Annotated in this window: 18 protein-coding genes, 2 pseudogenes and 1 riboswitch; of the genes and pseudogenes, 14 read left to right on the forward strand and 6 right to left on the reverse strand. The window is 49.3% G+C overall.

The features are described from left to right. Nucleotides 1-9 precede the first annotated feature (9 nt). The 8 genes and pseudogenes from XI25_RS19915 (at nucleotide 10) to XI25_RS19950 (ending at nucleotide 7,593) form a co-directional block, all read left to right on the forward strand. Nucleotides 10-745: pseudogene (locus tag XI25_RS19915) on the forward strand (creatininase family protein). 67 nt (nucleotides 746-812) lie between these two features. Next, nucleotides 813-1,547, forward strand: a complete 735-nt coding sequence (locus tag XI25_RS19920; protein WP_046679897.1) for an SIS domain-containing protein — start codon at nucleotides 813-815, stop codon at nucleotides 1,545-1,547. A 63-nt stretch (nucleotides 1,548-1,610) separates the two neighbouring features. Then, on the forward strand, nucleotides 1,611-1,880 hold the full coding sequence (locus XI25_RS19925; protein WP_046679898.1) for an HPr family phosphocarrier protein: 270 nt from the start codon (nucleotides 1,611-1,613) through the stop codon (nucleotides 1,878-1,880). Continuing rightward, a complete protein-coding gene (gene ptsP, locus XI25_RS19930) occupies nucleotides 1,880-3,637 on the forward strand; it encodes a phosphoenolpyruvate--protein phosphotransferase (RefSeq protein ID WP_046679899.1) in 1,758 nt (585 codons plus the stop codon). The genes XI25_RS19925 and ptsP overlap by 1 nt, the downstream gene beginning before the upstream one ends. Before the next feature lie 193 nt (nucleotides 3,638-3,830). Then, complete coding sequence (locus XI25_RS19935) at nucleotides 3,831-4,490, forward strand: response regulator transcription factor (RefSeq protein ID WP_046679900.1); 660 nt, start codon at nucleotides 3,831-3,833, stop codon at nucleotides 4,488-4,490. A gap of 1 nt (nucleotide 4,491) precedes the next feature. After that, nucleotides 4,492-5,910: a sensor histidine kinase gene (locus tag XI25_RS19940; RefSeq protein WP_046679901.1), complete on the forward strand. Its 1,419-nt coding sequence runs from the start codon at nucleotides 4,492-4,494 to the stop codon at nucleotides 5,908-5,910. A gap of 112 nt (nucleotides 5,911-6,022) precedes the next feature. After that, complete coding sequence (locus XI25_RS31495) at nucleotides 6,023-6,760, forward strand: hypothetical protein (protein WP_052759685.1); 738 nt, start codon at nucleotides 6,023-6,025, stop codon at nucleotides 6,758-6,760. A 113-nt stretch (nucleotides 6,761-6,873) separates the two neighbouring features. After that, on the forward strand, nucleotides 6,874-7,593 hold the full coding sequence (locus XI25_RS19950; protein WP_046679902.1) for a YebC/PmpR family DNA-binding transcriptional regulator: 720 nt from the start codon (nucleotides 6,874-6,876) through the stop codon (nucleotides 7,591-7,593). Nucleotides 7,594-7,776: 183 nt separating this feature from the next. Here the strand turns inward: XI25_RS19950 and XI25_RS19955 are convergent, their stop codons facing one another. Next, nucleotides 7,777-8,106 carry a hypothetical protein gene (locus XI25_RS19955; RefSeq protein ID WP_046679903.1) on the reverse strand — a complete coding sequence of 110 codons (330 nt, stop codon included), beginning with the start codon at nucleotides 8,104-8,106 and terminating at the stop codon, nucleotides 7,777-7,779. Beyond that, the gene (locus tag XI25_RS19960; RefSeq protein ID WP_046679904.1) at nucleotides 8,099-8,335 is read right to left on the reverse strand and encodes a helix-turn-helix transcriptional regulator; all 237 of its coding nucleotides are present in this window, start codon (nucleotides 8,333-8,335) and stop codon (nucleotides 8,099-8,101) included. The genes XI25_RS19955 and XI25_RS19960 overlap by 8 nt, the downstream gene beginning before the upstream one ends. A 172-nt stretch (nucleotides 8,336-8,507) precedes the next feature. After that, nucleotides 8,508-8,587, forward strand: a riboswitch (ZMP/ZTP riboswitch). A gap of 80 nt (nucleotides 8,588-8,667) precedes the next feature. Here XI25_RS19960 and purT point away from each other — a divergent pair. After that, nucleotides 8,668-9,828 carry a phosphoribosylglycinamide formyltransferase 2 gene (purT, locus tag XI25_RS19965; protein WP_046679999.1) on the forward strand — a complete coding sequence of 387 codons (1,161 nt, stop codon included), beginning with the start codon at nucleotides 8,668-8,670 and terminating at the stop codon, nucleotides 9,826-9,828. 88 nt (nucleotides 9,829-9,916) lie between these two features. Here the strand turns inward: purT and XI25_RS19970 are convergent, their stop codons facing one another. From XI25_RS19970 to XI25_RS19980, 3 genes and pseudogenes are all read right to left on the reverse strand, one after another. Then, nucleotides 9,917-11,041 carry a Ger(x)C family spore germination protein gene (locus XI25_RS19970; RefSeq protein ID WP_046679905.1) on the reverse strand — a complete coding sequence of 375 codons (1,125 nt, stop codon included), beginning with the start codon at nucleotides 11,039-11,041 and terminating at the stop codon, nucleotides 9,917-9,919. After that, a complete protein-coding gene (locus tag XI25_RS19975) occupies nucleotides 11,038-12,135 on the reverse strand; it encodes a GerAB/ArcD/ProY family transporter (RefSeq protein WP_046679906.1) in 1,098 nt (365 codons plus the stop codon). Before XI25_RS19975 ends, XI25_RS19970 begins: the two co-directional genes overlap by 4 nt. A 31-nt stretch (nucleotides 12,136-12,166) precedes the next feature. Continuing rightward, a pseudogene (locus XI25_RS19980) lies at nucleotides 12,167-13,590 on the reverse strand (spore germination protein). Nucleotides 13,591-13,815: 225 nt separating this feature from the next. Between XI25_RS19980 and XI25_RS19990 the strand changes: the two are divergent. The 5 genes from XI25_RS19990 to XI25_RS35060 all read left to right on the forward strand — a co-directional run bounded on the left by XI25_RS19990 (nucleotide 13,816) and on the right by XI25_RS35060 (nucleotide 16,649). Beyond that, a complete protein-coding gene (locus XI25_RS19990) occupies nucleotides 13,816-14,508 on the forward strand; it encodes a 2-phosphosulfolactate phosphatase (RefSeq protein WP_235440000.1) in 693 nt (230 codons plus the stop codon). Beyond that, nucleotides 14,505-15,269, forward strand: a complete 765-nt coding sequence (locus XI25_RS19995) for a phosphosulfolactate synthase (protein WP_046679909.1) — start codon at nucleotides 14,505-14,507, stop codon at nucleotides 15,267-15,269. Before XI25_RS19990 ends, XI25_RS19995 begins: the two co-directional genes overlap by 4 nt. Before the next feature lie 121 nt (nucleotides 15,270-15,390). After that, nucleotides 15,391-15,558: a hypothetical protein gene (locus XI25_RS33445; protein ID WP_160308938.1), complete on the forward strand. Its 168-nt coding sequence runs from the start codon at nucleotides 15,391-15,393 to the stop codon at nucleotides 15,556-15,558. A gap of 309 nt (nucleotides 15,559-15,867) precedes the next feature. Further along, on the forward strand, nucleotides 15,868-16,332 hold the full coding sequence (locus tag XI25_RS35055) for a sugar phosphate isomerase/epimerase family protein (protein ID WP_235440001.1): 465 nt from the start codon (nucleotides 15,868-15,870) through the stop codon (nucleotides 16,330-16,332). Beyond that, nucleotides 16,305-16,649, forward strand: a complete 345-nt coding sequence (locus XI25_RS35060) for a sugar phosphate isomerase/epimerase family protein (protein WP_235440002.1) — start codon at nucleotides 16,305-16,307, stop codon at nucleotides 16,647-16,649. Before XI25_RS35055 ends, XI25_RS35060 begins: the two co-directional genes overlap by 28 nt. Nucleotides 16,650-16,764: 115 nt before the next feature. Here the strand turns inward: XI25_RS35060 and XI25_RS20005 are convergent, their stop codons facing one another. Continuing rightward, nucleotides 16,765-18,459, reverse strand: coding sequence for a PucR family transcriptional regulator (locus XI25_RS20005; protein WP_046679910.1), 1,695 nt, complete (start codon nucleotides 18,457-18,459; stop codon nucleotides 16,765-16,767). Between the last annotated feature and the right edge of the window lie 70 nt (nucleotides 18,460-18,529).

Genomic DNA, 18,529 nt, shown 5'->3' on the forward strand with positions numbered 1-18,529 from the left:
GGGCGCACCATGAAGTTTGAGCTTGAAAATTCAGTTGAAGTATCGCAAAAAATCCGACAATACCGGGCGCAATATTGCCTATCGGGGCTGTAGAGGCGCACGGACCTCATCTTCCGCTCGGTACGGACAACATCCTGGCCGAACGATTGGCTATGCAATTGGCGGAGCGGACGCAGAGCTTTGTTTTGCCAACCTTGCCCTTTGGACAGGTGTGGAGTTTGCGGAATTTTCCCGGAAGCATCAACGTTTCCAACGAAGCCTTGATCCGGCTTCTGTCTGATATCGGGGAGAGCTTGTATCATCAGGGATTCCGGATTTTTGCCATGGTCAACGGTCATTTGGGGAATGCCGTCGCTTTAAAGGAAGCGGCTAGGATATTGTACGAAAGAGTTCCCGAGCTGAAAGTGTTTTATTTCTTTTACCCTGGAACCAAAGAGATCATAGCGGAAGTCAGGGAAACCTCTGCCGCGCATGCGGTTTACATGCACGCGGATGAGATCGAAACCTCCTACATGCTTTATCTGGCAGGGGAATACGTGGATATGGGCAAGGCGATTGACGGCGCGCCCGTCATACCGGCCGATGCCGACTTCACGCCGACGCGTGGGAAGAGATAACCGCTTCGGCCGTGCTCGGCGACGCAACGCTGGCCACGAGGGAGAAAGGAGAGGTCATCATCCGGAAATGCCTTGAGGTGATGTCCGAAATGATGCGGAACGCGAAAGAAGCGTTAACGAAATCTTGATTTTTTAGGTTCATGGGAGTCTGAAGTCTCTTGGACCGAAAATTATGAAGCGATGAGGAGTATGAACATGATAAACACTTATTTTGACGTGATCCACGAGAAACTCCAGCAAGTTCGGGCCGGACAAAGCGGACATATGCGTGCAGCCGCCGAAAAAGTTGCCTCGTGCATTGAAAAGGGCGGCATCATTCATCTGTTTGGATGCGGGCATTCGCATATTTTGACGGAAGAGGTTTTTTACCGTGCGGGAGGACTCGCTCCCATTCATCCCATCTTTTATGAGAAACTGATGCTGCATGAAGGAGCCGTCACTTCGTCGGACCTGGAGCGGCAAAACGGTCTGGCCGAGCGCTTTATGACGGAGCAGGACATCCGGGAGGGCGAAGTCGTGATTATCCTGTCGACGTCGGGACGCAACCCGGTTCCAGTGGATGCGGCCTTGATCGCCAAAGAAAAAGGCGCGTTTGTCGTCGGGGTGACATCCCTCGAATATTCCGGCAGCCAGACATCCCGGCATGTCAGCGGAAAGCGGCTTTCCGAAGCGGTTGATCTGGTCATCGATAACATGTCCGCCAAAGGGGATGCGGTGTTAAGCCATCCGGCGATGAAAGTTCCTTTTACGCCAAGCTCCACGGTCATCGGCGCGGCCATTCTGAATGCGGTGTTTGCCGAATCGATCGATATCATGCTGTCTCACGGATATGAACCCCCGGTTTTTCTGAGCGGGAACATAGACGGGGCGGATGATCATAACCAAGCCCTAATCGACAAATATAAATCACGGATTGCGCTGTTGACGTAAACGGGGACGAAGACAGTCATTCGCGGGTAACACAATAAACTTAGGATCAGGAGGAACGACAACATGTTTATGCAGACGGCAACCATACAAAACGAGCAGGGATTTCATGTCCGTCCGGCGCAGCTTGTAGCGAGTGCGGCCGGCCAATATGCGGCAGCGGTACGCATCAAGACGGAAGATGGGAGAACGGCTGACGCCAGGAGCATGCTGGATCTGATGACGCTCGGCTTGGAAAAGGGCATGGCGGTGTTGGTCGAGGCGGAAGGCGAAGGGGAAAAGGAAGCGGTTGAAGCGCTTTGCCAGCTCATCGAAAGCAAGTTTGGTGAAGCCTGATGGGAGGCTTACGAATCCAAGGCATCGGAGTATCCGAAGGAATCCGGATGGCGAGGGCCTTCGTGCATAGGCCGCATCGACACGGGGCGAACCGAACGGATGTAGCGGAACGACATCGTCTTCGATCTGATGAGGTGGAAGCCGAACTCGCCAAGCTGAGGGAGGCGAAAAATCGGTGTGCCGCCGAGCTGGATCGATTGATTCAAAAAGCCAAAGCTGCCGTTGGAGAGGAGCAGGCCGGCATTATGGAAGGACATCGGATGCTCCTGGATGATCCGTCTTTTTATCCTAAAATGGAAGCCAGGATACGGGAACAGCTGGAACCGGCCAACCTGGCGGTTTCGGCGGTCTTCAACCAGGTGGCCGCCCTTTTCGAAGGGATGAATCAACCGTATATGAAAGAGCGGTCGGCGGATATCCGCGATGTGGGGGGAAGGCTCTTGGCTTGTCTGCTGGATCCGGCCTCATCCGGAGAATTATCCGGGATTGACGGCCAGGTCATCCTGGTGGCGGATGATTTGACCCCCTCCGATACGGTCCAGCTGGATCCGGCTTCCGTGGTCGGATTCATAACCAGAACGGGCGGGGCCACCTCGCATACCGCGATCCTCGCCCGCTCGCTCGGGATTGCGGCCGTTGTGGGCACCGGCGACGGTATCGACGCCATTTCGGATGGGGATCTCCTGATTCTTGACGGATCGGCCGGCATTTGCGTTTCCGGACCGAGCGAGGACGAGCAGACCCGTTACGCCGGCCTCATGGAGCTCGAGCAGGAGCGGAGCCGGCAGCTTGAGCAATTTAAAGGCCGCCGGGCGGCAACGGCGGACGGTACATACGTGGAGCTTGCCGCCAACATCGGATCGGCTGCCGAAGCCGCGGCTGCCGTACAAAGCGGAGCGGACGGCGCGGGACTGTACCGTACGGAATTTTTGTTTCTTCATGCCGACGAGTTGCCCGGAGAAGAAGAGCAGTACCTTGCCTACCTGGATGCGGGGAAGGCTTTCGACGGACGTCCGGTCATCATCCGCACGATGGATATCGGCGGCGATAAAGAGCTGCCGTATCTGAAGCTGCCGAAGGAGGCCAATCCTTTCCTCGGGTACCGTGCCATCCGGATCGGGCTTGACCGGCCCGAACTGCTTCGTACGCAGCTTCGGGCGATTTTGAGAGCCAGCGCTGGGGCCAAGCTGAAAGTGATGTTTCCGATGATATCCGGGCTGCCCGAGTGGCGGCAGGCCGAGCAGATCCTTATGGAGACGCAGGAGGAATTGCGAAGCGAGGGAGTTCCTTTCGACGAAGAGATCGAAGCGGGCATCATGATCGAAATTCCTTCCGCGGCCATCATGGCCTCCCGATTGGCGAAAGAGGTCGATTTCTTCAGCATCGGCACCAATGATCTCGTGCAGTATACGCTTGCTGTGGATCGCATGAACGAGCACGTGGCCGGTCTGTATGATTATTTCCATCCGGCGGTTCTGCAGCTTATCGCAAACGTAATCAAAGCCTCCCATGCCTCGGGCAAATGGACCGGCATGTGCGGCGGCATGGCCGGCGACCCTCTGGCAACGCCGCTCCTTCTGGGGCTGGGCCTTGACGAATGGAGCATGGAACCCGCACGGATCAGCCGGATCAAGTCGGTGCTTTCCGGTCTTCATCGCGACCGCTGCGAAAAGCTGGCGGAGCATGTGCTCAGCTTGTCAACGGCGGAAGAAGTGCGAAGTGCGCTTGCAGAATTTACCGGCAGCGGTTCCCTGTAACGACGAAACATAAAACCGGCAAAATGCATACGAAGAGCCGTTCTTCATCGGAGCTGATGGAGAGCGGCTTTTTGCCTGTAATCAAAGTGAGCAAAACGGTACGGGAAGCCGTGAAGCCTTTTACAATTCCTTGACAAGAAATTTGCGGTAATATGCTAATATAATGATTTGACAATGAATCGAGGTGAAGAAGATGGCTTATTCCATCCTTGTGGCGGAAGACGACCCATCCATATCCGAGCTGATCAACATGACGCTGAGTTCCTCCGGTTACGAATGCACCATCGTGCAGGACGGCAGTCTGGCCTTGCGGGCCTTGGACGAAAAAGCATTCGATCTGGCGCTGCTTGACATCATGCTTCCGGAAATGGACGGGTACGCCCTTCTGGAGGCTTACCAAGCCCGGAAAATCCCGGTTATTTTCGTAACGGCCAAGGCCGGGGTAGCCGACAAAGTACGGGGGCTGCGCCTGGGTGCCGAAGATTATATCACCAAACCGTTTGAAGTGCTGGAGCTTTTGGCCAGAGTGGAAGTGGTCCTGCGCAGGGTAGAACGGGAACCGACGGAAACCCTGTCGGTAAAAGATGTCACGCTGGACGCCGGCAGCCGGAAAATATTCAAGAACGGCCAGCAGGTTACCGTTACGCCTAAAGAGTATGAGCTGCTCGAATTTTTAATGAAAAACCCTAATATTGCTTTTTCCCGGGAGAGCCTGCTGAATGAAGTGTGGGGCTACGATTTTTACGGCAATACGCGCACGGTGGATACGCATGTTTTAAACCTGAGAACGAAACTGGGGCTGTCGGACTGCATCCATACCATACATAAACTCGGCTACCGGATGGAGCTTTGACATGGCTTTATGGTTAAAGATCTATTGGACGGTATTTGCCTGGATCATGCTTATTATTTTTGTGTTTTCCTTCCGGATTGTAGCCATTACCGGGGAACATAATCTTCAAAAAGAGTATGAGAATGCATTGGACAAGCATGCCATGCTGAATGACGCGCTGCAGATTTATGCGAATGCGAATGAGGCGCTGTACCAAGGAAACCCGGAACTGGAACGCGAGCTGATCCGTAAAGCCGTGCAAAATTACGGCCGTTATTATACGGACAAGTCGAGTTTTATCGCCGTAACCAACCGGGACGAAAAAAAGCTCTACAGCAGTATGGCTGCAGTCGACGAGAACAGCATGGCTCTCCAACCGGCATATACCGGGGAACGCAGCTATGTCATGCGCTCCGTAGGCAGCCGATCGGTTATTTTCGTTTCCGGATGGGTCCAGTTGGGAAACGGCAAATACCGGCTTGATTATGAGCGGGACATTACGGCGGTGAAGGAGGATACGAAAAAACTCGCAGCCCAAATTTCGATATGGCTCGCGGGGGGCATGACGGTTGTCGCCGGAGGCCTGTTTATCATTTTGAAACGCGCGCTCCGTCCGCTTGACCAACTGTGGCAAAACGCAAAAGCAATTGCGAGAGGACAATATGAACAGCGGATCAAGGTCGAGCGGGACGATGAGGTTGGCCGCCTTGCAGCTGATTTTAACGATATGGCCGAGGCGGTTCAGGTAAAAACCGGCATGCTCCAGCGAATGATCGATGAAAGAGAGACGTTTATCGCGAGTTTTGCGCACGAATTGAAGACGCCGCTCACCTCGATTATGGGATATGCCAGTCTGTTGGAGCTTTACAATTTGAATGAAAAAGACCAGAAACAGGCAGTAGGCTTTATCCGATCGGAAAGCAAACGCCTGGATGAGCTGGCGGTCAAGCTGATGGATCTATTCCGCATATCCGACGGGAAAACCGTTGCCAGGAGAACCGTTCAGGTAACGGAAATAACCGGACAATTGGAGAGGGCCTCCTCCTATGTGCTCTCGCGCAAAGGCCAGAGATTGGATGTAAACATCGATGTTGCCGAAGTGACCGTAGACCCTGAATTGTGGCTGATCCTGCTTGGAAACCTGGCTGAAAATGCGTCTAAAGCTTCGCCGGAAGCCTCCGTGATTGAACTTCGGGCGAACCGTGAAGGCGCATATGTCGTATTCCGGGTGATCGACCGGGGATACGGTATTCCGGAGGAGCGCCTGGAGGATGTGTTTCAGCCGTTTTTCATGCTGGACCGCTCGCGCGACCGCAAGAAGAACGGGCATGGTCTCGGCCTGTCGTTATGCAGGGCGATTGCGGAAGCGCATGGCGGGAATATTTCCTTAATCAGCCGAGAGGGTTTGGGCACAACAGTGATCGTGAAGATTCCGGGTTAGAAGTTTTTACAATTTCTTGTCATCTCCAAGATTTATTCCTGACAGCCCGGTGCTATTCTGGTCTTGTCGAAATTCCGGAATTTCGAGACATATAAGCCAAGGAGGAAATATCATGAATAACCATCCATCCAGAAAAAAGAAAACGGGTTTTATGCTTACTTCCCTGGGAGCGGCTTTGGCCGTTGCATGCTTCTCGCTCCCGGCGTTCGCCCAGACGCCGATCGATGCCAAAAAGGACGTGGTTCTGACAGAATCGGCGCCAGCCAAAACGTTCGATGTGCAGCCCGAACTGGTCCCGGGGAGCGGATTCGTTGCGCAACCCGCGGCGGATAATGGCATCGAGACTGCCCCTGTCTTGCAAAAAGAAAGCGGATCCGCTCCGCAACCTGCGGCGAAGAATGGCAGCGAATCCGCACCTATCCCGGAAAAAGGAAATGAAACCGCAGAGCAGCCTGTATCGGCCAGCGGAAAGAGCGAACCTGCCGCCGCTGCAGCTCCCGAGTTAAAGGCTACCGGCGAAGAAGGCAAAATGATTTTTCCTACCGGCATGACGGACGAACAAGCTGCCCCTTTCATCCAGTCGGCTCTTAAAGCATTAAAAGAGAAGGGAATCAACGTTCCCGAGCAGGGATACTGGGTCAGCAGCAAGTATTTTGAAAAAGGCACGGGTGAGGTTGAGATCAATTGGTATCCGAACAGTTGGGATGGGATCGGTCCGGTCAATTTGATTGAAGGTACGGTATATTTCGTACATTTCAATCACGCCGATCTGAGCCGCGGAACCGGAGAGATTGACACGGTGCGCGCGATTCAAGAGGGGGATTGGTTGCTGCCAAGCAGCTCCAACTAAGGTTGACGACCGCCGAACGGCGGTCTTTTTCTTTTTCTGCAATCCGGCATTTTTTCAATTGGGGAGATGATGATATAATAGGAAAGTAAATTCATATAGAAAGCGGGAACAACATGGGTCGTAAATGGAATAATATTAAAGAGAAGAAAGCCTCGAAGGACGCAAATACCAGCCGTATATACGCTAAATTTGGGGTTGAAATTTATGTGGCTGCCAAGAAGGGCGAGCCGGATCCCGAATCGAACCGCGCCCTGAAAGTCGTTCTGGAGCGTGCCAAAACATATAATGTACCTAAAGCGATCATCGACCGGGCCCTGGATAAAGCGAAAGGAAGCGCCGAAGAAACGTATACGGAGCTCCGTTACGAAGGTTTTGGACCGAACGGCGCCATGGTCATCGTCGATACTTTGACCAACAACGTGAACCGTACGGCTTCGGCGGTACGTGCTGCCTTTAACAAAAACGGCGGAAACATGGGCGTAAGCGGATCGGTGGCATACATGTTCGATGCGACGGCCGTCATCGGCGTTACGGGCAAGACGTTGGATGAAGTGTTCGAATTGCTGATGGAAGCGGACGTAGAGGTGCGCGATATTCTGGAGGAAGAAGATGCCGTCATCGTATATGCGGAGCCGGATCAATTCCATGAAGTGCAGGAAGCATTCCGCGCCGCAGGCATCACCGAGTTTACCGTTGCGGAATTAACGATGCTTGCTCAGAACTACGTCGAGCTTCCGGCGGATGCGGTGCCTCAATTCGAGAAATTGATTGATGCACTCGAAGATCTGGAAGATGTGCAGCAAGTCTATCATAATGTGGAGCTGGAGGATTAGGAGTCTGTTTGCGACTATCCTACGTGCTCAGCAGCAACCGCACGTCTGGAAAGAGGTAAGGAGATTTCTTTCTCCTTGCCTCTTTTATTTTTCAATTGGAAACAAAAAAATGCTGCTGTATGGAGTGCGGCCAAAAACAATAAAAATTTTCATGTTTCTATGATACCGATAGGGTAGATCTCTTTAACTTTTGAAGTCTCTAATATAATAGTAAGCAGCTGAAATAGCGCCAACCAGTACTGTAATTGAAAAACACATATAAATGATTTGTTTAACGTACACCACTTCACTTGGAACGAACAAGGCAAAAAGAATGAATAAAATGGTAAGCGATATAAACATTTTGTTCGTTACATTTAGTCTGATCTGTAGACTGTATTCATCTTTTTTGCCAATTTTACTGAGAAAGTAAGTGTAAATAATGGCGCTTATTAATCCAACAGAAGAAATAATCCCGACAAACAAGTTAAAGTTGCTGTTGTTGCCCAACCACACATCCAAATGATTAATCATTTTGACTTCCCCCTTTTTCATAAGTGAAAATTTCTTCAATGCTTACCTCGAAAAAATTAGCGATTCTGTAAGCAAGCAGCAAAGATGGAGAGTAATTATTTTTTTCCATAACAAATATGGTTTGTTTAGATACTCCCACAGCCTTGGCAAGATCGCTTTGAGACATTTTTTTCAACACCCTGAATTCATAAACTTTATTAACAATGGAGTCTGATTTATTTTCCAATATTGGCCACCCCCAAGAACAGAATAAAATATTCTTATAAAAAAGTAAAGTAAAGTTATACGAAAATGATATTCAAAATTTTTGCGGATTGGATTAAGCACGCAAACAACAAAGAAAATAACCGATCATATTGCAAACCTATCCGGTTTTCAGTATGATTTACGTGACAATAGAAAGATTTATGTGTGACTGGCGTAGCATGGGCAACCATGAGGGAGCACATAAATGAAACGGCCGTACGCCTGGGCAGAGGTAAGGAGTTTATTTCCTTGCCTCTTTTTCATTTTTTGATTGTTTCCATTGCAGAACCATTAAATTTAGCGGAGGATGATACCATGTTTCAAACCAAGAAATTGCTGCTGCTCGGCTCGGGAGAATTAGGGAAGGAAGTTTTGATCGAGGCACAGCGCCTCGGGGTTGAGACGATAGCGGTAGACCGCTATGCCCATGCTCCGGCGATGCAGGTTGCCCATCGCAGCCACGTGATCGATATGCTGGATGCCCGGCGGTTGAGAGAGGTGATCGAGCTTGAGAACCCGGACTTGATCGTCCCCGAGATCGAAGCGCTTGCCACCTCGGAACTGGTGAAGCTGGAAGAGGAAGGGTACCGGGTTATTCCTACGGCACGGGCGGCAAAACTGACGATGGATCGGGAAGGGATTCGACGTTTGGCTGCGGAGAAACTCGGCTTGCTCACAGCCGGTTATAGGTTCGCGGAAACTTTTGAAGAATTTGTTGCGGCAGTTAAAGAAATCGGCTACCCTTGCGTGATTAAACCGCTCATGAGCTCTTCGGGGAAAGGGCAGAGCGTTTGCCGGGAAGAGGGGGACATCGAGAAATGCTGGGTCATCGCCATGGAAGGCGGACGGGTGCAAAACGGCCGTGTCATTGTTGAGGAGTTCATCCGGTTCGAATCGGAGATAACACTGCTCACCGTACGATCGGTCAGCGGAACAAGCTTTTGCGCTCCGATCGGACATGTTCAGGAGAGCGGCGATTATATTGAATCCTGGCAGCCTCATGCCATGACGGAAGCCCAGATTGCGGAAGCCAAGCATATTGCTCAAGCCATTACCGACGAACTGGGCGGTTACGGGCTTTTCGGGGTTGAGTTGTTTCTCGCGGAGAACAAGGTTTATTTCAGCGAAGTTTCACCGCGTCCTCATGATACCGGATTGGTGACGCTTGCCACGCAGAATTTGTCCGAGTTTGCGCTTCATGTCCGGGCAATTTTGGGGTACCCGATCCCTGAAATACTTTTGGTAACGCCCGGGTCCAGCCGGCCGCTAAAGGCCGATCGGGAGCTTGAAAATTATTCGATTACGGGGTTGGAACAGGCTTTGAGGGTACCTAATACCCAGCTTCGAATTTTCGCCAAACCGATTACGAAACCCGGCCGGCGAATGGCTGTTGCGTTATCTGCGGGCGAGACAACGGAAGTGGCACGGATGCGGGCCAAACAGGCTTTGGACTGTCTTGCCGTAGAGGATGTTTAGGCGTGCGCCATAACATCCGGCTGATGCTGTAAATGCCAAAAACCATAAAAGCTTGCCGTGACGGCAGTTTTTATGGTTTTTCTTTGGTTTAACGCAGCACTCCGGTATCCACGATATTCAAGTCGACTTTGGCGTGAAAGCGAACCTCTTTATAATCCGTAGACCAGTTTTTGCTTCTCCAAATTTTGTTGTGATAAGCAATGAGATGCCTTCCTACTCCAAAAATATCGCAATTCGCCTCCTGAACCTTTCGGATGACTTCTTCGGCTTGTTCCGTCAACATCTCGGACAGTTTTTTGTTCATGCTGTTTATGTTTTTTTCGGTCAGCAAATGCTGCCCCGTGTATTCTTCTATGATCGCATGCAGCTTTATGCCCAGATAGACATCGATATCGCCTTGCGGCGATACCTTGACCTTGAAAGACCGTCTTATTTTTTTTTGGCCGACATTAAAACTGATGGAACCGAGGATGGGGTTGGGGTCTTTCATTTCGATTTTTTTGGTAAACCGTGCATTATCGCCGGATCCTCCCTTGAGCAGGGTCAACATGATGGCTTGATCCGTATTCAACAATCCGGTGTAATGTTCATTATGAAAGAGAGCAACCCCTTTGGCTGCAAGATCTTTCCCCTCTTGGCCAATATAGGGGAGAGCAAAGTCCTGGCCAGGATCCTTCAGGGAGCGAAATAAGGAGTCTACCGTTTCCGGCGGATAAAACAGACTCATTTCTTCCAGGCTTTTGATTTTCTGCGTAATGAACTCGCCGATTTTTAATTCGCCCACTTTTTGCATAAAAAGAATATCCGAGGCCTTTTGGTCTGTAATGATGACCCTGACATTCGATGTAGGATTGCTTGGATCCCTGAAATTCACGTTAAGCGTCGAATAAATGCCATGCTCAGCCAAGGGCTTCCCGATCAAGCGGATCCCATTTTTAATAAACCTGATATTTCCGCGAACTTTATTACGAATTCTGTTGCTTGCGTCTCGCGGAGTCTGCCCTGTGCAGGTATATATTTCATTGATTGTACTCATCTGCTCGGCTTCGGGAGGAAATATGATTTCCACGGTTTCCTGCATCTTCATTTCTTCGGTAAGATCAAAGCCCACGCTGTAGGCCAAATTCAGGTCTTTAAGATATTCGCGATCCCAGCACCCTGCCAAGAAGACGGCGGCCAGAATCATCGACAAGAGACAAAATACAGCCTTCATGAAGGAATTTCACCCGCTTTCCTTTTGGTTAAAAAAGAAAGCAACATCATTCCTGCAGGTAAAATGCCGATGAACGAATAAGCCAAATATTCGGCAATTTGATCAAGCATGCGTATCGACGTCGGGGTTACCGGGACTAGCGCAATGCCGTAAATCAAAAGGATGACATAAGGAGCAAAATTTCTGTGATTCTTTTGATTGAACATTTCGGTTAACCCTACCGATGCCGCATAACAGTAGCTGGCTATGGAACAAACCAGCGTGATCGACCATATGGGCAAAAACAAAACATCAGCCCGGTCAAAGATATAAAAATTCAAAGTTTTCATCAGATAAATGACCGGCTCGGGAATGATCCTTAGTTGCTCCGAGTTAAAAACCATAAGGCAGGTCGTCACGACAAAGAAGTAGAAAAGCGTCACAAATACATTTGCCATGCAAATCCTGAACACCTTTTGTTTACTCGTTCCTTCGACAAGCGGCAAAATGATGAGCATGATTTCAAACCCGTACATGGAAATGGTAGAATCCTTGGCACCTTTAAGAATACCCGGGAAACCCGCTTCAAAGATGGGTAACGTATATTCAAGGCGCGCTTGCGTCAAACCGTAACTGATTAATAGGATCAAGGGAACAAACAGGAATGACGCCAGTGTATAGAACCTGGCCAAAACATTGAACTTTTCTCGGGCAAGATTGAGCGTCATGATGCTGAACAGGCCCAATAAAATCCACTTTGGGGTTGATTGAAGCATCCACCGTTGAAGGACTTCCACCGCGCTGAGCATAATATTGGCGCCGAGCACGATAAAGTAACCGATGTACAATGCGATCAAAAGCCGTCCCAGAAAAGGGCCTGCAAATTGAATGAAAATACGGTACAAGTTTTGTCCGGGATAGCGATTCATCAATCCCCATAACATGAGAATGAGGATTTGGGTGATTATTCCCGCCACAATCACGGAAAGACCGCTTCCGCCCTTGGCGTCTTCGCTCAGTTTAAAAGGAATGGATAAAACGCCAACCCCGATTTGCGCCTGGATAATGAACAAAAACAATTGTCTGAGCGAGATTTTTTTGGGGATTTGGGTCATGGGAGCGTCATCCTTTACATTGAGAATGTGGCTATTTTTTAGCGTTTAGTCTTCCCTTGAATTTCCGAATGCTCCAAATGGGAAATCGCAAAAAGGTATCCTTTAATCCGCTGAATTGAAGGGGAGACAGAGGCGTTAAGTAAGGCTTTCCGAACGATTCCAGCTTGCATAAATGGACGAACAGGATGGTTAATCCGAAAGAAATGCCGATATATCCAAAAATGGAGGCGGCTACCATAAGGGGGAACCTTAATATGCGGATGCTGCGCCCATTTCATTGGAAGGGATAAGAAAGGATGCGATGGCCGTTAAGGCAACAACAATAATCATGGTGTAAGAGATCAAACCGGCTTTCACGATGGCATCGCCAATGACCAGACCGCCCACAATCCCGATCGTTTGCCCAACCCGGCTTGGTAGACGAAGTCCGGCTTCCCTGAGCAATTCGAATATTAATTCGAGAAACATCGCCTCGACCAGAGGCGGATAGGGAATACGGGTTAACGATCCTTGAACCGTAAAGAAAAGCTGGAGCGGCAAAACGTTGGAATGAAAGGAAACGGTTGCGATATAGATGGCTGGCAATTGAAAGGCCAAGACAAAACTGATTAGCCGTATAATGCGCACGAATGAAGCAATCATCCACCGGTTGTTATAGTCGTCGGGGGTTTTATAAAATGCAAAAAAACTGACGGGCACAATCAAGGCGGTAGGATCTCCTTCCAGCATGATTGCAATATGTCCTGTAAGCAAATAAGCGCTCGCGTGGTCGGGACGTTCCGTGTTCAAATGCTGAGGAAAGATGGAATAAGGGTTATCCTCCATCATTTCCTGAATGAATCCAGTGGAAACGATTTTATCGAGAGGGATTTCTTTTAAACGGGACTCCACTTTTTCAATGGTTTGTTGTTCCGCAAGATCGTTCATATAAACCAAAGCAACTTGTTTTGGAGCGGTCTTTCCCACCGATAAATAACGGACCGTAAGACTGCGACTGCTGATCTGTTTTCGAATCAGGTATAAGTTGGTTTTTAAATCCTCAATAAATCCGGTATGCGCTCCGCGAATGATGGCTTCGTTTTCCGGCTCCGTAATGCTCCGGGAATATTGAGCCGGCGTGGCTAGTATGTAAAACTTCTCGTTCCCCTCCATCAAATAAAGACTGCTGCCCTGTAGCAGCCCTTGCACGCCTTTATCCGGGTCTGATTCGAGCGTATGCGAAAGCGTGGTAAAAACCTCATCGAGATCCTTGTTCTCGCTCCGGTTCAGCGGCGTAAGAATATTTCGCTCAATGAGCTCGGGATCCGCCAGCGACTCGAGAAAAAGCAAAACTCCGCGCGATCCTTTATAATCCTGCCGGGTGATTTTCAGGTCATTGGATTGAAACAAGGCATTCTTTATAAAGTCCACATTTTTATCCAGTGAGGATGAATCAGCCCCATACGTTTGTTTCATGATTTAAGCACGCCTTCCGGAGTAATTAATAAGGGTAATATCTCCAGAAATCCGGAGCAGTATTCCGGTTTAGCCGAACATGATCCGATCAGAGACGTTCTTACGGGAACCTTGATAAGGTTACGCGATGAAGAAACGGCACCGTTTGTCATCTGGGCGAATATACTGTCATTGCACCCCTAAGCGGATGACTACGACGAAAAAAGAAGCGGAGGTTCAGTGCCGGTGGTTCAGATAGTGCAAGGGAGCGGTCCCTTTCCGGATTTTTCGAACGTTCATATCGTAATCGATGTACTTCGGGCCTTTACGGTAGCGCATTATGCTTTTATGAAAGGGGTACGGGGAATAGAGCTCGCAGGGACCGTTCATGAGGCGTTCCGGATGAAAGAGATGAACCCCGATTTTCTATTGGCCGGCGAAGCGGAAGGTTTGCCGATAGAAGGTTTTGATCTCGATAACTCTCCGGCACGCCTGAACAGCCGTGATGTCGAGGGCAGGTATTTGATTCAAAAGACGACCAATGGCGTAAAGGCCGTACTGAATGCCTTGAATGCGGACCATGTCTATGTAACCGGTTTTTCCAATGCGAAAACGACGGCTTTGCATATCAAGCATCGCCTCTTGAAGAACGATCCCCGCTTGACCGTCAAAATCATCGCGTCACATCCGTCGGGAGACGATGATCTGGCATGCGCTCAGTACATGAAAAGCATTCTTCTCAACGTAAACGGTCCAACCTCCGAAGAAACGGCGGCTCGGATTATAGCTTCTGAAGCCGCCCAAAAGTTCCTCGACGACACCATAACCGAATTTGATAAGGATGACATTCCTTATTGTATCCGGGAACAGGAGTGCGGATTTGTCATGAAAGTCGTTCGCGTTGATAACATACCAAGGATTGAGAGGGTACCCATATGATCAATACAGGACTTGTGCTGCCCGAACGGCAGCTCAAACCCAGACGGAACGGTTTGACGGTGCTGATCGATAACGGAGTTCCGCTTAACTTTTTCAGGGATACGATCGAAAGCGCTTCGGAGTATATCGATTACGTCAAATTCGGTTGGGGCACATCCATCGTTTCGCCGCATCTCGAACAAAAAATTGCTCATTTGCGCGAGTTCAAGATTGAATTTTTCTTTGGAGGCACCTTATTCGAGAAATTTTTAAGCCAGAATAGGCTGGATGAGTTTAGGGATTTCTGCTTGCGATGTCATGCTTCGCATATTGAAATATCAAACGGCACGCTTTCCATTTCAAACCGGGAAAAAGCGGGGTATATCAAGGATTTTAGCCATGAATTCATCGTCTTCAGCGAGGTGGGGCACAAAGATGCGGAGGTATCGTGCAAGCAAAACTCCGCCGAATGGACAGAGGCCATCATGGAGGATCTAGACGCGGGGGCATACAAGGTCATCACGGAAGCAAGAGAAAGCGGAACCAGCGGGATATGCAATGCCAAAGGCGAGATCAGGCTGGATATCATAGACCAGATTATAGGCTCTGGCATAAGCCTGGACCGGGTTATTTTCGAAGCGCCGAACAAAATGCTCCAGACTTGCTTTATCCGATTGGCCGGTTCCAATGTAAATCTGGGGAATATCCCGTTCGCCGATCCCATCGGGCTTGAGACGCTTCGTTTGGGCCTTCGGTCAGATACGTTCCATACTTTTGATTAATCAAAAACAGGATTGACAAGGGGGACGTATTCATTCATATAATCATTAAAAAGCGTAGTGCTGGCATTACGCTTTTTAATAATGCAAATCCTTGTAAATACGCTAAAAAGAGGTGAACGGCATGAATAATCCGGCCAACGTGCCAACATTTGCTGAAATCCCCGTATTTGCCGACGGAGGAGCGGGTGCGAATCCATTCAGATTATCGCAATGGGAGCGTTTGTCTCCAAACCAAGCCTTTTATCGGGAGCAGAAGGGAAAACATGCCGTGATCGTGCAGCCGCCGTGAACCGGATTTGTTGTTTGCCGAGATGATGGCCAAAGGCATCGTTTCGGGCAGCGGTTACGCGTACGAACAATCTTACATCAGTCTATTTCGGCTGCACGAGGGCCGTATTACGTTGTGGCGCGAATATTTTAATCCGATCCCGCTTCAGGAAGCTTTAAAATCAATATCCTTATCGGATTCGTGATCTTATCAACAGTTGTATACGAAAGTAAATACTGATATATAGCCCAAACCTTCCACTGTTTCTATATTGTATCATAGGAACGATATAGGCCTGAGCCGCAAACAGAATCGAAGGGTGGAAATAAGATGAAGGCTTCATTAGCCGTACAGCTTTACACTTTGCGCCATGAATTGGATCTGGATTTTCCCGGCGTGCTGCGGCAGTTGAAATCCATGGGGTGGGCAGGCGTCGAACTGGCGGGATACCATGGACATTCTCCCGAGCAAGTTGCCGCATGGCTCAGAGAAACGGACCTTCAGGCAGCGGGAATGCATGTCGGATACGAACGGCTCGTAGGGGAACTGCAGTCCGTGATCGAGGAGGCCTGGATCCTTGAATTAAAACATCTGGTTTGTCCGGGTACTCCGATGGAATACCGCAGCCCCGAAGGATACCGACTGGTCAAGCAAAAACTTCAGGAAGTTGCCGATATCCTCGAGTCCAAGGGAATCATGCTCAGTTACCATAATCATGCATTCGAATTTGATGTTTGTGTCGAAGGCGTCCGGCCCTGGAGTATTTATTGGACGACTCGAATGCAAGAGGGGTGAAGGCGGAAACCGATGTATACTGGATCCGAAAAGCGGGTTACGATCCCGCTGAATATTTGAATCGGTATACTGGACGAGCTCCGTTGCTTCACTTAAAGGACATGGCTAAGGACGGGACCGGGGATTACGCGGAGATCGGGACCGGCTTGATCAACTTTGATCCGATTCTGAAGTGGGGGATGGAGAACGGCGTCGAATGGTTCATTGTCGAACAGGACGAATGCAAAGGGCCCGTCATGGATAGCCTAGGCATCAGCTACGCCAACTTGGTTAGCAGGATAACGAATATCCTGGAAAATCAATATATTTGGGGTTGAAACGTTCAATTGTAGAAACCAAGTATTGGGATACGTTAAAAAACACTGACGAGTCGTCAGTGTTTTTTATGTTTTTCGTGTTCCGTTTCCAATGAGATAGCGAATTTGAAAGCGGTTATCCCTTAACCATAAGCCGGTAAAGATTTAGAGCCAACTGGATTTGGAACAGCTCGTCGGCGTTTTTTAAGTCCGTGCCCAACAATTCCTTGATTTTATCGATGCGGTAGATAAACGTGTTGCGATGGATAAACATGGCTTTCGCCGCTTCGGTGATGTTTTGATTATACATAAAATAGTACTCCAAGGTGGATATGAAACGGGTGTTGGCCGTTTGATCATGGTTATGGACCACACCTAGAACCTTATGGAAGAAGGCCTCCATCTCGACGGGTTTGATATTGGAATCGAGGAAATGATAGACCGAATAATCCTCGAAGTGGGAAATCGTCCGATTATCGTTAAACCTCTGCATCAGCCTCATGGCCTCCTGGGCTTCAAAAAAGCTTCGGTGAAGGGAAGGCAGCGTCTTGTATTGGCTGCCGATGCCCATCATAAACCGGACTTCCCTCATCTCCATGGACAGCAGTTCGAGCAGTTCCTGGGCGAATGTTTTCGTCTCGCTTACGGCAATGGGCGGCTTCTCCTCGTTTCTGCCGATCAGAATGATGATCTGCTGGTTTCTGTAGTAACAGGTAAGCTCTCCGTTGGCTTTATGGGATTGGCCGTAGATCAGACCTACACATTTTTTGGCGATATGCTCCAGTTCATATTTTCTGTAAACGATATCCGTATAATCCTCCAGCTTATCGGCTTCAATATGAACGACCATACAGTAATAAACATATTTTACCTTCAGCCCATGCAGGTCCGACAGCGAATGCAGCGTCTCTACCGAGGTAAAGTTGCCGGACAACAAGTCATCAAAGAAATCCTGCTTGATTTTCAGCTTGACCGCTTCGATCTCCTTGGCTTTGATCCGGTCCAGCGCCAGGATGGTCGATACATGTTCCAAAGCCATATAGTCAAATTCGCCCAGTATTCGGATGGTTTGGAACACGACGATATAGCCGTATACATGATTGGACACGGCAACGGGCATGATTCGGCATTTGAAGGCTTGATCCCGGTAACGGTAGGTGCGTTTGATCGATTTTTTGATCTCGCTGATGTATTTTGGAATCGCTTCCGTAAATTCCGCGGGAAAGACGGGGCGATTGCGCACGAGCGGAAGCATTTGCCGAAGGGGCGCTTCATTGTCTTTATGATCCGTGTAGCCGAGTAAATTCCAGTCCCGGTCAAGGATCAGGACGGGATTATGAATGGTATCGGCCAATTCCGCCGATATCTGCTCAATGCCGCCGCCCTCAAGCGCGATTTTGAAGAGGGCGTTATGCAAATCCAGGGATCTCCGGTTCATGGCGTCATAGTCCGCATTGGTTTTCTCGTTAATGATGGCAATCACCCGGGACAGCGTATACTCAAAAGGCAGCTCAAGGATGGGCAGTCCGTGTTTGTCGGCAAGATCGATCATGTTCCGGGGAACTTTGTCGAAATAGCGTTTGATTTTGATGCATAGGCCGGCACAATTATTTTCCACCAGCTCTTGAATGATCTTGTTTTGCAGCTCCTCGCTGTCTTTGAAAATGTATCCCGTAGATAATAGCAGCTCGTTCGAGGTCAGCCAATCGAAAACGTCCGGGTTTTCGATGATATTGACGATAGAGATTTGATTATCGAGTCCCGCCGCCCCCGCTACAAGCTTTATTCCTTCTATGGCTTTGATATTCAATATATCTTTTACGGTTAACATGAAAATACCCCCAAACTCGATTCCTGTATTGTGCACGGTGCACAATAAATAGTCATGGTTTTTAGTTTCG

It is taken from the genome of Paenibacillus sp. DMB20 (genome assembly GCF_000987955.1).
Classification (GTDB): domain Bacteria; phylum Bacillota; class Bacilli; order Paenibacillales; family Paenibacillaceae; genus Paenibacillus_AQ.

What these genes read in the sequence shown, in the direction of transcription:
- XI25_RS19935 (WP_046679900.1), top strand. Translation starts at nt 3,831, where the DNA reads ATGGCTTATTCCATCCTTGTGGCGGAAGACGACCCATCCATATCCGAG.
- XI25_RS20005 (WP_046679910.1), bottom strand. Translation starts at nt 18,459, where the DNA reads ATGTTAACCGTAAAAGATATATTGAATATCAAAGCCATAGAAGGAATA.
- XI25_RS19975 (WP_046679906.1), bottom strand. Translation starts at nt 12,135, where the DNA reads ATGACCCAAATCCCCAAAAAAATCTCGCTCAGACAATTGTTTTTGTTC.
- XI25_RS35055 (WP_235440001.1), top strand. Translation starts at nt 15,868, where the DNA reads ATGAAGGCTTCATTAGCCGTACAGCTTTACACTTTGCGCCATGAATTG.
- XI25_RS31495 (WP_052759685.1), top strand. Translation starts at nt 6,023, where the DNA reads ATGAATAACCATCCATCCAGAAAAAAGAAAACGGGTTTTATGCTTACT.
- XI25_RS19950 (WP_046679902.1), top strand. Translation starts at nt 6,874, where the DNA reads ATGGGTCGTAAATGGAATAATATTAAAGAGAAGAAAGCCTCGAAGGAC.
- ptsP (WP_046679899.1), top strand. Translation starts at nt 1,880, where the DNA reads ATGGGAGGCTTACGAATCCAAGGCATCGGAGTATCCGAAGGAATCCGG.
- XI25_RS19940 (WP_046679901.1), top strand. Translation starts at nt 4,492, where the DNA reads ATGGCTTTATGGTTAAAGATCTATTGGACGGTATTTGCCTGGATCATG.
- XI25_RS33445 (WP_160308938.1), top strand. Translation starts at nt 15,391, where the DNA reads ATGAATAATCCGGCCAACGTGCCAACATTTGCTGAAATCCCCGTATTT.
- XI25_RS19920 (WP_046679897.1), top strand. Translation starts at nt 813, where the DNA reads ATGATAAACACTTATTTTGACGTGATCCACGAGAAACTCCAGCAAGTT.
- XI25_RS19955 (WP_046679903.1), bottom strand. Translation starts at nt 8,106, where the DNA reads ATGATTAATCATTTGGATGTGTGGTTGGGCAACAACAGCAACTTTAAC.
- purT (WP_046679999.1), top strand. Translation starts at nt 8,668, where the DNA reads ATGTTTCAAACCAAGAAATTGCTGCTGCTCGGCTCGGGAGAATTAGGG.
- XI25_RS19925 (WP_046679898.1), top strand. Translation starts at nt 1,611, where the DNA reads ATGTTTATGCAGACGGCAACCATACAAAACGAGCAGGGATTTCATGTC.
- XI25_RS19970 (WP_046679905.1), bottom strand. Translation starts at nt 11,041, where the DNA reads ATGAAGGCTGTATTTTGTCTCTTGTCGATGATTCTGGCCGCCGTCTTC.
- XI25_RS19995 (WP_046679909.1), top strand. Translation starts at nt 14,505, where the DNA reads ATGATCAATACAGGACTTGTGCTGCCCGAACGGCAGCTCAAACCCAGA.